General features: G+C 59.9%; 15 protein-coding genes. 9 read left to right on the forward strand and 6 right to left on the reverse strand.

Going from position 1 to position 15363, the window contains the following annotated elements:
• Positions 1-181 precede the first annotated feature (181 nt).
• The 5 genes from AC3I65_RS19270 to bamJ all read right to left on the reverse strand — a co-directional run bounded on the left by AC3I65_RS19270 (position 182) and on the right by bamJ (position 2868).
• The gene (locus AC3I65_RS19270; protein ID WP_047230478.1) at positions 182-583 is read right to left on the reverse strand and encodes an SEL1-like repeat protein; all 402 of its coding nucleotides are present in this window, start codon (positions 581-583) and stop codon (positions 182-184) included.
• Positions 584-955 (reverse strand): hypothetical protein, encoded by a 372-nt coding sequence (locus tag AC3I65_RS19275; RefSeq protein ID WP_003179080.1) that lies wholly within the window; start codon positions 953-955, stop codon positions 584-586. It lies immediately after the preceding gene.
• Positions 952-1293 carry a helix-turn-helix domain-containing protein gene (locus tag AC3I65_RS19280; protein ID WP_076386572.1) on the reverse strand — a complete coding sequence of 114 codons (342 nt, stop codon included), beginning with the start codon at positions 1291-1293 and terminating at the stop codon, positions 952-954. Before AC3I65_RS19280 ends, AC3I65_RS19275 begins: the two co-directional genes overlap by 4 nt.
• A 113-nt stretch (positions 1294-1406) precedes the next feature.
• Positions 1407-1862, reverse strand: coding sequence for a YkvA family protein (locus AC3I65_RS19285; RefSeq protein WP_076383782.1), 456 nt, complete (start codon positions 1860-1862; stop codon positions 1407-1409).
• Positions 1863-2154: 292 nt separating this feature from the next.
• Positions 2155-2868: a BamJ family beta-barrel-assembly machinery protein gene (gene bamJ, locus AC3I65_RS19290; protein WP_076383781.1), complete on the reverse strand. Its 714-nt coding sequence runs from the start codon at positions 2866-2868 to the stop codon at positions 2155-2157.
• 271 nt (positions 2869-3139) lie between these two features.
• On the opposite strand from bamJ, the gene AC3I65_RS19295 reads away from it, so the two are divergent.
• Positions 3140-4945: a di-heme-cytochrome C peroxidase gene (locus AC3I65_RS19295; RefSeq protein ID WP_488524080.1), complete on the forward strand. Its 1806-nt coding sequence runs from the start codon at positions 3140-3142 to the stop codon at positions 4943-4945.
• 31 nt (positions 4946-4976) lie between these two features.
• Positions 4977-6113, forward strand: a complete 1137-nt coding sequence (locus tag AC3I65_RS19300; protein WP_047230473.1) for a catalase family protein — start codon at positions 4977-4979, stop codon at positions 6111-6113.
• Between the two features lie 91 nt (positions 6114-6204).
• Here AC3I65_RS19300 and AC3I65_RS19305 read toward each other — a convergent pair whose 3' ends face one another.
• On the reverse strand, positions 6205-7122 hold the full coding sequence (locus AC3I65_RS19305; protein ID WP_047230472.1) for a LysR substrate-binding domain-containing protein: 918 nt from the start codon (positions 7120-7122) through the stop codon (positions 6205-6207).
• Positions 7123-7309: 187 nt separating this feature from the next.
• Here AC3I65_RS19305 and AC3I65_RS19310 point away from each other — a divergent pair, with 187 nt between their 5' ends.
• The 7 genes from AC3I65_RS19310 (at position 7310) to AC3I65_RS19340 (ending at position 15359) form a co-directional block, all read left to right on the forward strand.
• A complete protein-coding gene (locus AC3I65_RS19310; RefSeq protein ID WP_488524081.1) occupies positions 7310-8830 on the forward strand; it encodes an ABC transporter substrate-binding protein in 1521 nt (506 codons plus the stop codon).
• A gap of 102 nt (positions 8831-8932) precedes the next feature.
• A complete protein-coding gene (locus AC3I65_RS19315; protein WP_322833864.1) occupies positions 8933-9850 on the forward strand; it encodes an ABC transporter permease in 918 nt (305 codons plus the stop codon).
• 9 nt (positions 9851-9859) lie between these two features.
• Positions 9860-10762, forward strand: a complete 903-nt coding sequence (locus AC3I65_RS19320) for an ABC transporter permease (protein WP_047230469.1) — start codon at positions 9860-9862, stop codon at positions 10760-10762.
• A 22-nt stretch (positions 10763-10784) separates the two neighbouring features.
• The gene (locus tag AC3I65_RS19325) at positions 10785-11801 is read left to right on the forward strand and encodes an ABC transporter ATP-binding protein (protein ID WP_488524082.1); all 1017 of its coding nucleotides are present in this window, start codon (positions 10785-10787) and stop codon (positions 11799-11801) included.
• The gene (locus tag AC3I65_RS19330) at positions 11798-12787 is read left to right on the forward strand and encodes an ABC transporter ATP-binding protein (protein WP_448694189.1); all 990 of its coding nucleotides are present in this window, start codon (positions 11798-11800) and stop codon (positions 12785-12787) included. The genes AC3I65_RS19325 and AC3I65_RS19330 overlap by 4 nt, the downstream gene beginning before the upstream one ends.
• The gene (locus AC3I65_RS19335; protein WP_047230466.1) at positions 12784-14208 is read left to right on the forward strand and encodes a M20 family metallopeptidase; all 1425 of its coding nucleotides are present in this window, start codon (positions 12784-12786) and stop codon (positions 14206-14208) included. The genes AC3I65_RS19330 and AC3I65_RS19335 overlap by 4 nt, the downstream gene beginning before the upstream one ends.
• On the forward strand, positions 14205-15359 hold the full coding sequence (locus AC3I65_RS19340) for a M20 family metallopeptidase (RefSeq protein ID WP_160894122.1): 1155 nt from the start codon (positions 14205-14207) through the stop codon (positions 15357-15359). Before AC3I65_RS19335 ends, AC3I65_RS19340 begins: the two co-directional genes overlap by 4 nt.
• The last annotated feature ends 4 nt before the right edge of the window (positions 15360-15363 follow it).

Genomic DNA, 15363 nt, shown 5'->3' on the forward strand with positions numbered 1-15363 from the left:
AAAACGATCGAACATGGGCAGACGTCTCGCAGCACTCAGGGAGCGCGAGACTTTGCCGGGGATGCCTGGGGAAATAAGTCAGGTAAGGAGGCGGTGAATGTAGGGCGATTCGCTAAATAGCCCCACTCGACAAACGAACAGCCGAAAGGAAAGAAGGGTTCAAAAATGCCTGTGGATAAAACTACTGGTCGTAGCCTTCGAGCGCCTTGAGCTTGACCTCCGCCAACGGATGGCCGGCTTTTGCCGCCAACCCCCACCAGCGCGCCGCTTCTATCGGATCCGGCGCCTTGCTGGCGGAACCGGCCAGGCTGATCACACCGACTTGATAGGCAGCCTTGCCATCACCGGCCAGCGCCGCCAGGCGCAACAGGCGAACACCTTCTTCCCGGGCACCCAGGCCCTGGCCGCGGAACGTCAGGATATGCCCATAGAAACTTTGCGCGCCGACGTCCCCCAGGTTCGCCATGCGGGCAAATTGACCTTCCAGCCAGGACCAGCCACGGGGCTGTCGAACAAACCAGGACCAATGAAACAATCGACGCGCCAGCCAGTAACCGGCCCGCGCCTTGATGCGCCAGAGCATTCAGGCCTCCGCTGATTCGGGGTACTCGTATTCGAATACCCGGACCACTTCCGAGGCGTGCCAGGAAGCGGCCGCGACACCATCGGAAGGCCCGGAAAAGCGCCCAAGACGCTCAACGCACTCGAAGAAACCGGTACGCGGCAACCGGCTTGCCCCCTGGCTGATGACCAACGAACTTCGCAGCGGCTGTTCAGCCCGGGCATCCAGTGCTGCCAAGTGTTCAAGGGCCGCAGTCAAGGTCTGCATGGCCGGGCTGGGAAGCTGCAAACGCTCCAGCAAGGCCCGGTACGTCAACAAATGGCGCTGGCGGCGCGCCTGATCCAGTTCACCCAACAACCCATCCCAATGCTGCCGACTGATACGAACACTCACGATTGATCCCTCCAACCCGGCACCGTCAACTCCCAGGCCAAACTGCGCCGAATCGCGGCATCGGGCTGACGCTCGCCACTTTCGATCATGGCCAGATAAGACGGGCTTATACCTACTGTGCGGGCCAACGCCTCAATGGCGATGCCCTTCCCTTCGCGCAAACTGCGTAGTTGATCCAGACCAGGAAGAACCTGGCCGGGTGCCGCCGCATGACGGACTGTGGCTTCCTGCGGCGGAGCTTGATTGATGCCGGCTGCCTTCAATAGCGACTGGTACTGATCCCACGGTAAAACCGCGTATTCGGGCTCTCCGTCGCGTGTGATTATTTGAATATCCATGTCTACCCCGTAGGACAACAACACTTAGCGAGTCAGCTTTTTCCTTGGAAGTGTAATCCTAATAGCGGCTAAGGTCGCGGGGCGATCAATCTCATAAGGCAAACACAACCGGATCAGTGCTTTTTCTGCCCTTGGAGCTGGAGCTGTTCCGGGGTGTCGGGAAGCCGCTCGACTTGAGCGAGCTTTTCGGGGGATTGCCGATAACGCCAGGCGCGGAAGGCTTCGAGTTCACTGTCGAGGGTCTTCATGATCCACGCCAGTACGGCGATATCGTCAAACATGCCGAACATGGGCAGGAAATCCGGAATCGCGTCCAGGGGGCTGAGGAAGTACATCAGTCCGGCCACGATCGACAGCAGCGACTTGGCGCTGACGGCCCGATATTCGCCACGCCAGTAGGCCAGGCACAGGGCCTGCAGCAAACGCAGATCCTCCTTGAGCTTGCCTAACCGACCGCCCTCTCGGGCGCCTTTGCTGGCGACGGCAAACAACAACGTCGGCAATCGACCGCGGGCCAGCAGTCGTCCTGCCAGCGGCAGAAAACGCGCAAAATTCCACGGAGCCTTCATGTTTTCTCCCACTGAAATGTTATCCACACAAATTGTGGATAACCTTGTGAACAGAGCTGCATTTACGCGCTGAAGCCCCCGTCAAATAAGGCCCCCAGTCAGATCGGGCGTTTTTTACTCACATAAAAAAACCCAATATTTCATTGACTTGACGGCCCGACTGGGTCTAGCACAGCGTCTGTATTGCCTATGACTATAACCCGCGCCGAGCGTTCGGTTTTTTGCCGTTTACCAACGCCCGGATACGACAACGCCCCGCATAAGCGAGGCGTTGTCGTTATAGCAGCCGCGGTTACTTGGCTGCGTCTTCTTTTGCCGGATCCTTGATCCCCAGCAGTTCCAGGTCAAACACCAGAACCGAATTGGCGGGGATGGCCGGGCTCGGGCTTTGGGCGCCGTAGGCCAGTTCGCTCGGGATGTACAGTTTGTACTTCTCGCCGACATGCATCAGTTGCAGGCCTTCGACCCAACCCGGGATCACACCGCTGACCGGCAGGTCAATCGGGCTGCCACGCTCCACGGAGCTGTCGAACACCTTACCGTCAGTCAACTTACCGGTGTAGTGAACAGTCACGACATCAGTCGGCTTAGGCTGAGGGCCGTCGGCTTTCTTGACCACTTCGTACTGCAGGCCGGAAGCGGTGGTGGTAACACCTTCCTTCTTGCCGTTTTCCTCGAGGAATTTCTTGCCGGCGGCTGCCGACTCTTCGCTCATCTTGGCCATACGCTCTTCGGCACGCTTTTGCAGTGCGGCAAAGGCTTCGACCAGTTCTTCGTCTTTCAGCTTCTGTTCTTTCTTGCCGACGGCATCTTCGATGCCCTGGGCCACTGCTTTGGAATCCAGGTCATCCATACCTTCCTGAGCCAGGCTTTTGCCCATGTTCAGGCCAATGCCGTAGGAAGCTTTCTGCGCCGGGGTTTTCAGCTCTACGCTGGTCTGCGAGTCACAACCCGCGAGTACCAGGCCAACCAGGGCCACCGCCGCCGCCAACCGATGCTGTTTCATGCTATTTCCTTGTTCATGCGCCAAAAGGGCAATCGAGTAAAGCCGCGAGCTTATCAGGCGGCCACGACCAATGGCTACCGGCATGTGAGCAGCAAAGCACTGATAAGTTCACGGTCCCAAACGCTTTTTAATCCTGGGCGGATGAAGCATCTGTCATCTATTACGTACAGGGACAAATTGCCACTCCCCCGCAGCCCCATCGGTAATGGCCACTTGCCGGCCACGCGGCACTGAGGCATAAGGGCATATCAAAAAAAACAAGGACGTTACTGTGCGCCTGCTATCTCGCCTTCTCTTGTTGCTCCTTGCGCTGCTCGTCATCGCCGTGGCCGTGGTGCTCTATTACGTTGCCAATCCTCGTCTGCCGACCTATACACCGGTAGAACAGGTGCATTATCTGGATCAATGGAGCGCCGCCGAACGCCAGACGTACTATTTCACCCCTCAGGGCACTCAAGTCAAAGGCCTGCGCTACGACTGGTTCACCGCCCTCGAATTGCCGTTCTCGCAACAGCGCTTCGCTTCGCCTGAATACCTGGCTCGATTCGGCTTTCTGGTGGACCCGGCGCAGAAACCCTCGGCGGACAATCCCGGCAATCTGCCCGTAGGTTTCACCCGCCACCAGAATCCGGGCAGCGCCGACCAGTTCCTGGATATCACCTGCGCCGCCTGTCACACCGGTGAGCTGCGCTTCAAGGGCCAGGCGATACGGATCGACGGGGGCTCGGCCCAGCACGTCCTGCCTTCCAGCGTTCCTACATTACGCGGTGGCAGTTTCGGACAAGCATTGGTCGCCAGCCTGGCCTCGACCTACTACAACCCCTGGAAATTCGAACGCTTTGCCCGCCAGGTCCTGGGGCAGGACTACGACGCCCGCCATGAACAGTTGCGCAAATCATTCAAAGCCTCTCTGGATACATTCTTGCGCGTGGCCTGGAACGACACTCATCGCGGCCTCTACCCCACCGAAGAAGGACCTGGCCGTACAGATGCCTTTGGACGGATTGCCAATGCCAGCTTCGGCGATGCCATCTCCGACAAGAATTACCGGGTCGCCAACGCACCTGTGGATTACCCGCAGTTATGGGACATATGGACATTCGACTGGGTGCAGTGGAACGGTTCGGCCCAGCAACCGATGGCCCGCAACGTCGGCGAAGCACTGGGTGTTGGCGCCACGTTGAATTTTTTCGACGCCCAGGGCAAACCATTACAAGGTGATGCGCGATACCCCTCCAGCGTGCGCGTTCGCGATCTGCACAAGATTGAAGAAACCCTGCAGTTGCTCAAGGCCCCGGAGTGGCCTCAGGAACTGCTTGGCCCTATCGATATGCCGTTGGCCGCACAAGGCCGGGCGCTGTTCGTCGAAAACTGTGCCGGCTGCCATGTCCCCAACGTGGTTCAAGGTCCTGACAGGCCCGTCCAGCACCTGAACATGTTGCCGGTGAAGGTGATCGGCACCGATCCGGGTACCGCCCACAACATTGCCGACCACCGTTTCGATCTGACCAGCCTGCAATGGAATCCGGCCGAACTGGCCAAACTGGACGTACAACTGCATCCGACCCCGACGACGCCGCTGGATTTGAGCCAGGTTTCGGTCGCCAAAGGCTTGGCCTACGTTACCGCGTTCGTGGAAGAGCGGGCTTACCGTGACGCGGGCGTCACACCGCTGGAGCGCCCGGCGCTGGACGGTTTTGGCCTGCCCATCGGCGTACGTGAACTACGCGCCTACAAAGCCCGGCCCCTGGCTGGCGTCTGGGCCACGCCGCCCTTCCTGCATAACGGCTCGGTGCCGACGATCTATCAATTGCTGTCTCCCCAGGACGAACGGGCGATCACCTTCTATAAAGGCAGCTTCGAATACGACCCACGGCACCTGGGCTATCGCACAGAAGCCTTCACGAATGGCTTTTTGTTCGACACCCGGATTACCGGCAACCACAACAGTGGTCATGAGTTTCGCGCTGGTGAGCGGGGTAACGGCGTGATCGGTCGGCTGCTGCAGCCACAGGAACGCTGGGCGTTGCTGGAGTACCTCAAGGTACTGGGCGGGCCGCTGGAGTCGCAACTGTGATGATGAACCCCTCAGGCAAAAGGATTGACCCATGCTGATTACGCTCTGGCTGCGCCTCGGCGCCTTTTTGGGCAAGACGCTCCTGTGGTTGCTGGGCATCGGGCTGCTCGGCTGGGCGCTGGCCACGGCCTGGTTCGCCTGGCAACACAGCGGGCCGGTCTCGGATAAAGAGCAGATTCCACCCGGCGAAGCGGCCATGACCCAGGACATCATCCAGACCGCCATCCGTATCGTCGATCAGCACCGCGAAGGCACGCGCTACCTGCGTGATGCCCATGCCAAAGCCCACGGCTGCGTCATGGCGCAAGTGCAGGTGCCGGACAATCTGCCAGCACCGTTGCGCCAGGGTGTATTTGCCGAGCCGGGGAAGGTCTGGCAAGCGACGATTCGCTTGTCCAACGGCAACGCCTACCCACAGTTCGACAGCCTGCGCGATGCGCGAGGGATGGCGATCAAGCTGCTGGGCGTGCCGGGCAAACAATTGCTGGGGGACCGACAGTCACAAGGTGAACAGGATTTTGTGATGTTCAATCATCCGAACTTCTTCGTCAGCGATGTCGCCGAATATCGTCAGAATGTAGCCGCCCAGGCCGATGGAAAAAAGGCGATGGCGTTCTTTCCGAGCCTGGATCCCCGGAGCTGGCAGATCCGCCACCTGTTCATCGCCCTGGAGACACTTTCACCGGCCCCTGACAGCCCGACCCAGACCACGTATTTTTCGGTATCGCCCTACAAGTTTGGCGAGGCCAACGCGAAATTTCGCGTAGCGCCCGACCCGGATAACTGCCCGAGCTACACCCTGCCCGCACAAAACCAGGCACTGCCGAATTTCTTGCGAAGTGCACTGACGCAACAGTTATCCACAGACCGGATACCGGCGTGTTTTGTCCTGCAGATCCAGCGCCAGGACCCGAGCAAGTTCATGCCGATCGAAGACACCAGTATTGAATGGCGAGAAAGTGACGCACCGTTCGAGACAGTGGCGCGAATCACCGTGCCGGCCCAGGATTTCGATACGCCCAAGCTGAACCTGGCCTGCGACAACCAGTCCTTCAACCCGTGGTTCGGCATTGAGGCCCATCGCCCCATCGGCGGCATCAACCGTTTGCGCAAAGCGGTGTATGAGGCGGTCAGCGATTACCGTCATAGCCGCAATGCCGAGCAGTAAATAACGGAGCATGGGATTCAATCTTTTTTTTGGGGCTGCTGCGCAGCCCATCGGGGATAAGCGAACAGCCTTGCGCCGTTGCCTCGCCACTTCAACCGTGCTTGGTGTTCACCAGTTCTGCAATCAGAAAATCCTTGAACGCAGAAACCGCCGCCGGCAAATTGCGTCCAGCCATGCTTTGCAGTTCGATGCGCCGTGCCTGCATCCCTTCATCCAGGATTGGCAGGCACTGCAACTGCTTGTCCGCCACCTGTTTGTGCAAGGTCATCTCGCTGGCCAGGCTAATGACGCCTTCCTCGCGGACGAAGCTGTAAAGCGCGGCCACGTAATTAGTGGTCAGTACCGGATCGAACAACAACCCCTGTACACCACAACAAATGTCGAACAGTTGCCGTATCGTGGTATCGGCCTTAGGCAATGCAATGGGCCAGGGTTGCAACTCGGCGAGGCTGACCGCTTCACGCCCGGCCAAGGGGTGGGAATTGGAAACCACTGCAAAAATCGCCCCGCTCAAGACATGTTCAACCTTGATTTCCTTCTGCGGTGACAGGCTGAAGGTCATCGCCAGATCGGCTTCGCCGGAACGTACTTTTTCAGTCGCTTGCGCAGGCGCGCAAACCTCCAATGTGAAATGGATGCCCTGGTACTCACGCCTGAATGCGCTGATGCTCCTGGGCATGTACTCCAATGCAAAACCTTCCGAGCAGGCGACATGCACATGCCCCCGTTGCAAGCCATGCAGCTCGGTAATTTCCAGCACCACCTGCTCAGCCTCAAGTTGCGACTTGCGCGCATAAGCCGCCAATCGCGTCCCGGCCTCGCTGAGCACCATGCCTCGGGCACGACGCTCAAACAGGCTGGCATCCAGAGCCAACTCAAGCTTGGAAATCTGTCGGCTCACCGCTGACGCCGCAACATTGAGCCGCACCGAAGCTTCACTGACCGATCCGCACCTGGCTACTTCCAGGAAATAGCGCAATGCCGTGGACTGCACGCCATACAACTGCATCAGAACCTCCGAGCATTGCCTTTTTGGCAAAGAAAGTATCGAAAGATTGTACTTGTGGCATTGATAGCCTTTCCCTACATTCGTGTCCAGACCAAAAAAAACATCGCCTGAGCTTCTCCTCCTCATTTACCGCATTTGCGATTCGCTGCCCTTTGATTCAACCACTCTCGCCAACGGAGACGACGGCATGGGCATCAAAGGTTTCGCCTGCAGTATCGCGCTGATGGGTTTGATCAACAGCTTTGCGGCTCATGCCGACAAAGCCAACGACACCCTGGTTTACGCTTCCGACAGCGAACCTGAAAACGTCAGCCCCTATCACAACGATCTCCGCGAAGGAGTGATTCTCGGCCGGCTGATCTGGGACAACCTGATCTACCGCGATCCCACCAGCGGCGAATACAAGCCCATGCTGGCCACCGGCTGGAAACAGGTCGACGACACCACCATCGACCTTGAGCTACGCAAAGGCGTCAAATTTCACAACGGCGACCCCTTCACCGCCGACGACGTGGTGTTCACCCTCAACTACGTGGTGTCGCCCGAAGCGAAAGTCGTGACCGTGCAAAACGTAGACTGGATCAAGAGCGCCGAAAAAACCGGTGACTACAGTGTCCGCCTGTATTTGAAGAAGCCTTTCCCTCCTGCGCTGGAATACCTGTCCAACGCCGTTCCGATGTTCCCCAAGCAATACTTCGAGAAGGTCGGCCTGGCCGAATTCAGTCGCAAGCCAGTGGGCACCGGACCGTATAAAGCCCTGTCGGTGGAGGCCGGCGAAGGCGTGAGCATGGCGATCAACAAGGACTACTTTGCGGACAGCCCACAAGGCAAGCCACATATCGCTCACCTCAAGTTTCGGGTAATCCCGGATGCAGAAACTCGCCTGGCCGAGTTGATGACCGGCGGTGTCGACTGGATCTGGCGCGTCACCTCGGATCAGGCAATCGACCTCAAAGGTATACCGAACCTCACCGTGACCAGCGCCGAAACCATGCGCATCGGTTTCCTGATTCTTGATGCTCGAGGCACCTCCAGCGAAAACTCGCCAATGAAAAACCTCAAGGTGCGTCAAGCGATCAACCATGCAATCAACCGCGAGGCACTGGCGACGCAGCTGGTGGGTGGCGAAGCCAAGCCCTTACAGGTTGCGTGTTATCCACGCCAGTTCGGTTGCGATACCTCTGCGGCCACTGTCTACAACTTTGACCCGGCCAAAGCCCGCGCGCTGCTCGCCGAGGCCGGTTACCCAAATGGCTTCGAGACGGAAATATTCGCTTATCGCGACCGTGATTACGTCGAAGCCATCATCGGCAACCTGCGGGCGGTGGGCATCAACGCCAAGCTGCGCTACTTGAAGTACGCCGCCCTACGAGATCAGCAACGTGGCGGAAAGGTGCCCATGTCGTTCCAGGCCTGGGGCTCGTTCTCGATCCTCGACACCTCGGCGTCGGCCGGCACCTGGTTCAAGGGCAATCCGGACGACAACATCAAAGACCCGCAAGTCCAAAACTGGTTGCAGAGCGCCGATAACGCCCTCGATCCGCAAGTGCGCAAGGACAACTACCGCAAGGCGTTGCAGCGCATCAGCGAACAGGCGTACTGGGCCCCGCTGTTCAACTACTCGATGAACTACGCCTACACCTCCGAACTGGCATTCACGCCGTATCCGGATGAACTGCCGCGTTTCGTTCAGTCCAGTTGGAAGTAATCCGCAACCGGGCGGATTGAGCGAGCGATTCCGTGGCGCGTGGGCCAGCCCCCCACGGCCACGTCCTCCACCTGTCATCCATTGAACATGAGGAAACTTGCCATGCTTGGGTTCCTTCTACGCCGTCTGGGCATCGCTTTTTGCGTCGCCATTACCGTGTCGGTGATCAGCTTCTCTCTGTTGCATCTGTCCGGCGACCTGGCCACGGCCATTGGCGGGCCGGAAGCCACCAGCGAACAGATCGAACAGATCCGTGTGCAATACGGCTTGAACAAACCGCTTCCCACCCAGTACGTCAACTGGCTGGCCGGTTTGCTGCGGCTGGACCTGGGCAACTCCTTTTTCTTTCAGGAGTCGGTCTATAACCTCGTCGCCAGCCGTTTGCCGATTACTCTCGGATTAGGTGCCATGGCGCTGGGAATCGCCTTGCTGGTGGCGATTCCCCTGGGCGTACTGGCCGCGATCAAACGCGACACCTGGGTTGATCGACTGGCCTTGAGCATCGCGGTACTGGGCCAGGCAATGCCCAGCTTCTGGTTTGCGCTGATGTTGATAGTAGTGTTTGCGGTGACGCTCAAGTGGCTGCCAGTCTCCGGCAACTCAAGCATGCTGCATTTCGTCATGCCGGCCATTGCCTTGGGGTACTACGCAACGCCGGCCATCATGCGCCTGACCCGCGCAGGCATGCTGGATGTGCTCAGTTGCGATTACATCCGCACCGCTCGCGCCAAGGGGCTGCGCCCTGCGCAGGTGTTGTTCAAGCATGCATTGCGCAATGCATTGATTCCGGTCGTCGCACTGGCAGCGGTGGAGTTCGGCTTCATGCTCGGCGGTTCGGTGGTGATCGAAACCGTGTTCTCCCTGCAAGGCATCGGACAACTCGCCTGGGACGCCATCGCCCGTGACGACTTCCCGGTAGTCCAGGCCGTGGTCCTGCTGATTGCGGTGATCTACATCATCCTCACCTTGCTGGCCGATGTGCTCAACGCACTGCTCGACCCGCGCATTCGCGTGCGCTAGGAGCCCTTCATGAGTACCCCCGTTACCCTGGCGATCAACGACTACCTGCCCCCACCAAGCAGCCTGAGCCGGGTGCTTGGCAAAAGCTTTCGCCACCGCGGCTTCGCCATCGGCAGTGCGTTGCTGCTGATCATTTTTGCTGGTGCGCTGTTCGCGCCATGGCTGGCGCCTTATGACCCTTATGCGCAAGACGTGATGTTGCGCATGAAGCCTCCGGTCTGGATGGCTAACGGCACTTGGGAATATGTCTTGGGCACCGACAAGCTGGGCCGCGATTACCTCTCACGGTTGCTCTACGGCGCCCGTATTTCACTGTTTATCGGCGTTGCGGCGGCGCTGATTTCCGGCGTCATCGGCACCGTCATGGGTCTGCTGGCCGGTTACTACGGTGGCAAGGTGGATGCGTTTATCAGCTACCTGATCACCACTCGGCTGGCGCTGCCTGTGGTCATGGTGGCCCTGGCCTCTGCCTCGTTGATGGGCGGCTCGCTGAAGGTGGTGATCATTCTGCTCGGTTGCCTGCTCTGGGACCGCTTCGCCGTGGTGGTTCGGGCCTCGGTGCAACAAATTCGCGATGCCGAATATGTTGCCTCGGCACAAGCCCTGGGCTGTTCGACCCTGCGCATTCTGGTCAGTGAAATCCTGCCCAATCTGGTTGGCGCGCTGATCGTGGTCGCGACCCTGGAAATGGCCCACGCGATCCTGCTGGAGTCAGCGCTGTCGTTCCTCGGGGTGGGCGTACAACCGCCGACGCCGTCCTGGGGACTGATGATCGCAGAGGGCAAACCCTACATGTTCTTTTCCCCGTGGGTCATCGCCATCCCAGGCATCGCCCTGATGATTCTGGTGCTGGGCATCAATCTGGTCGGCGACGGCCTGCGCGATCTGATCCTGCCCGATGGCCGCAACTGAGACTGATAGAGGAGTACCGGACATGGCACTACTCCATGTTGAAAACCTGCGGGTGGACATTCCCATGGGCCATAACCCGACAGCGGATGACATGCTGCATGCGGTGCGCGGCCTGGATTTTCAGGTCGAGCGCGGCGAGATGCTGTGCATTGTCGGAGAGTCCGGCTGCGGCAAATCCCTGACCTCGCTGGCACTCATGGACCTGCTGCCCCGCAAGGCCAAGCGCACCGCCAGCCGACTGACACTGGACGGCATCGACCTGCTCGGCCAGAGCGAGCGAAGCATGTGCGACCTGCGCGGCAACCGCCTGGCGATGATCTTCCAGGAGCCCATGACCGCGCTGAACCCGGCCTACAGCATTGGCGACCAGCTCAGTGAAGTGTTGACCCGGCACCGCAAGGTGTCGCGCAAGGATGCGCTGGCCCGCGCCGCGCAGATGCTGGAAAAAGTCGGCATCAGCAATGCCGGCGAGCGTCTGCGTCAGTACCCGCATCAACTCTCCGGGGGGTTGCGCCAGCGGGTGATTATCGCCATGGCGTTGATGTGCGAGCCCGACCTGATCATCGCTGACGAGCCGACCACCGCACTGGACGTGACCATTCAGGCGCAAATCCTGCGCCTGATCCGCGATATTCAGAAAGAACTGGGGCTGGCGGTGATCTTTATCACCCACGACCTTGGCCTGGTGGCCCGCATCGCCGACCGGGTTGCCGTGATGTATGCCGGGGAAATCGTCGAAAGCGCTCCCGCCCGACAACTCTTCGAGAACCCGCGGCATCCGTACACCCGTGGCCTGCTGGCCAGCATCCCGATTCCAGGGCGGACCAAACCGGGCGAAGCGCTGGGTTCGATTCCCGGTCTGGTGCCGAGCCTGGTGGGTGAACAACACGGGTGTGCCTTTCGCAATCGTTGCGCGCACACCGTCCAGGCGTGTGCCCGGGATGTGCCCGAAGTGCACCAGAACGGACATATGGCGCGCTGCCTACTGGCGGCTTCTGGGCCGAAACCGATACTGATCAAAGAGAGTGCCCGCTCATGAAAAAAGACATCGCTCTGGAGCTGTGCGATATCCGTCGCGAGTTCCGTATCAGCAAAGGCTTTTTCAAACCTGCCGCCACACTGAAAGCGGTTGATGGCGTGTCACTGCGCCTGATGCGCGGTGAAACCCTCGGTCTGGTGGGTGAGTCCGGTTGCGGCAAAAGCACCCTGGCGAAGATGCTGCTCGGCCTGCTACAGCCCACTCAAGGCGACGTGCTGGTCAATGGCAAACATCTGGCAGCGACAGATCGCAAGGAAATGTCCCGGCGTATCCAGCCGATTTTCCAGGATCCGTATTCGTCGCTGAACCCACGCAAGACCCTGCGCGAAATCATCACCCTGCCGTTGATCGTCCACGACATCGGCACGGCCACCGAGCGCCGCAAGAAAACCGAACAAATGCTGGATGTAGTCGGCCTTCCCAAGCGCGTGATCGATAGCTATCCAGCCCAGTTATCCGGCGGCCAGCGCCAGCGCGTGGCGATTGCCAGGGCGCTGGTCATGCGTCCTGATGTGTTGATCTGCGACGAGCCGACTTCGGCGCTGGACGTGTCAGTGCAAGCGCAGATCCTCAATCTGTTGCAAGACCTCAAGCGCGAATTCGGCCTGACCTATCTGCTGATCAGCCACAACCTGGCGGTTATCGAGCACCTCGCCGACCGGGTGGCCGTGATGTATCTGGGGCGTATTGTCGAAGAACGCACCCGCCAGTCGCTGTTCGCCGAACCCGGCCATCCGTATACCCGCGCATTGCTGGATTCGGTGCTCACCCCCGATCCGCGCTTGGGCATTCCAGACATCGGCCTGCACGGTGCCTTCCCCAACCCGATGTCCCCGCCATCCGGCTGCACCTTTCACCCGCGCTGCCCGAACTGCATGGACCGTTGCAAAACGGCCTATCCGGCCAACGATCCAATTATCGGCGGCAACGTACGTTGCCACCTGCACGACAGTCCCACCCAAACACTGGAGCTTGTCCACTCATGAGTCGTTCCCAGGCCATCAGCAACACCCTCGAACAGTTCGACAACGGTGCTTTTTTCAACCTGCTCGAACGTAGTGTCGCCCTGCCCACCGAAAGCCAGGCGCAAGACAGCCAACCTGAGTTGTATCGCTACCTCAACGAGTTCATCACTCCGCATGTCGAGGCGCTGGGTTTCAGCGTAAAAATCTACGACAACCCGGTAGCGGAACGCGGACCATTCATGATCGCCACGCGCATTGAACACCCGCAGTTGCCCACCGTACTCAGCTATGGTCATGGTGATGTGGTGCGCGGCTATGCGGCACAATGGCGTGAAGGCTTGTCACCGTGGCAAGTCACCGTCGAAGGTGATCGCTGGTACGGGCGCGGCACCGCCGACAACAAAGGCCAGCACCTGATCAACATCACCGCGCTGGAGCAGACCCTCAAGGCCCGCGAAGGCAAGCTCGGCTTCAACGTCAAACTGCTGCTGGAAATGGGCGAAGAAGAAGGTTCCCCCGGCCTCAATGCGTTCTGTGCCGCCCACCGCAAGGAGCTGGCGGCGGATATCTTCATCGCCTCGGACGGCCCGCGTCTGGCCGCAACACGGCCTACCATTTTTCTAGGCTCACGCGGGGTGTTCAACTTCGAGCTGGCGGTCAATCTGCGCGAAGGCGCGCACCACTCCGGCAATTGGGGCGGGCTGCTGGCCAACCCCGGCATCATCCTGGCCAACGCCATCGCCAGCATGATCGACGAACATGGCCGGGTAAAAGTCGAGGGCTTGCAGCCCAGCGCACTGCCGGATTCGGTGCGACAGGCGCTGGCCGATATCGAAGTCGGTGGCGGGCCGGATGATCCGCAAATCGACGCCAACTGGGGCCACCCGGATCTGTCGCTGAGCGAGAAAGTCTTTGGCTGGAACACCCTCGATGTCATTGCCTTCAAGACTGGCAATCCAGACGCCCCGGTGCATGCAATCCCCGGCAAGGCCAACGCTCACTGCCATATCCGCTTTGTGGTAAACAGCGATTACACGACCTTTATCCCCGCCGTGCGCGCTCACCTGGATGCCCATGGTTTCAACAATGTCGAGGTCAAGCAAAGCCGCATCGATGTCATGCACGCCACCCGGCTCGACCCGCAAAGCCCATGGGTCAACTGGGCCCTCGACTCGTTGACGCAAACCACCGGAAAGAAACCGGCGCTGCTGCCCAACCTTGGCGGCTCCTTGCCCAACGACGTGTTTGCCGACGTGCTCGGCCTGCCGACCTTGTGGGTGCCGCATTCGTACCCGGCCTGTTCACAACATGCGCCCAACGAGCACTTGCTGGCACCGGTGGTCAAAGAAAGTCTGCAGATCATGGCCGGGCTGTTCTGGGACCTGGGCAACGATGCGGCACGTCTGAGCGAGGAACATCGGGCACGGGAGCGTGCGCAATGAGCGAGACCCACCAACAGGCGCTGGACTGGCTCGCCGGCCAGCGCCCCGCCATGGAGTCGTTGTTGCAGCGTCTGGTCGATACCGACTCCAACAGCTATGACAAGGCGGGGGTCGATGCCGTAGGCGCATTGCTCGCAGCGGAACTGGAGGCCGACGGTATCGAGCTCAAGCGGATGCCGGTCGAAGGTTTTGGCGACGTACTGCTTGCCCAAGTGCCCGGCGAGGCTGGCAAGCCGGTGCTGTTGCTGGGCCATCGCGACACGGTATTCCCCAAGGGCACGACCACCACCCGTGGCTTCAGCCGCGATGGCGACCTCGCCTACGGCCCCGGCGTAGCCGACATGAAAGGTGGGTTGGTGCTCAACTGCTTCGCCCTCAAGGCACTCAAGCGCGCCGGTCCTTTGCCCTGCCCGGTGCAGGTGCTCTATACCGGTGACGAAGAAATCGGCTCTGGCAGCGCCCGCAGCCATATCGAAAGCGCCGCCAAATCAGCCCGCGCCGTACTCAATACCGAGCCGGGACGGGCCAGCGGCAATGTGGTCAGCGCCCGTAAAGGCGGGGCCACACTGGTCATCGAAGTCAGTGGCCGCGCTGCGCACGCCGGCGTCAACCATGCCGACGGGGCCAGCGCCATCGAGGCGCTGGCCCGAAAGATCGTCAAACTGCATGCCCTGACCGATTACCCCGCAGGCATCACCACCAATATCGGGCTGATCGCCGGCGGCACCTCCAGCAACACTGTCGCGCCCAACGCCTCGGCCAAGCTGGATGTACGGTTTATCGAGTCGCAACACTGGGAGCAGATATTCGCCGCCATCCAAGGCATCGTCGCTGAAGAGGAACTGCCCGGCACGAGCGCCATCCTCAAGGAAGCGACGACCTTCCTGCCGATGGAAGCACGGCACAGCGAGCAACTGCTGCACATCTATCAACAACAAGCACTGGCGCTAGGCTTCAGTGTCGAGGGCGAATTCACCGGCGGCTGCGCCGATTCCGGGTTCACCGCCAGCTTGGGCATTCCAACCCTGTGTGGCCTCGGGCCGGTGGGTGGCAAAGTCCACACCGATCGTGAATACCTGGAACTGGACACGTTGGTTCCACGCGCCCAGGCCTTGGTGGCAACCATTCTGGCCGTCGGCGAGAACCGTTGAGGCA

The organism is Pseudomonas sp. N-1-13, from assembly GCF_057787095.1.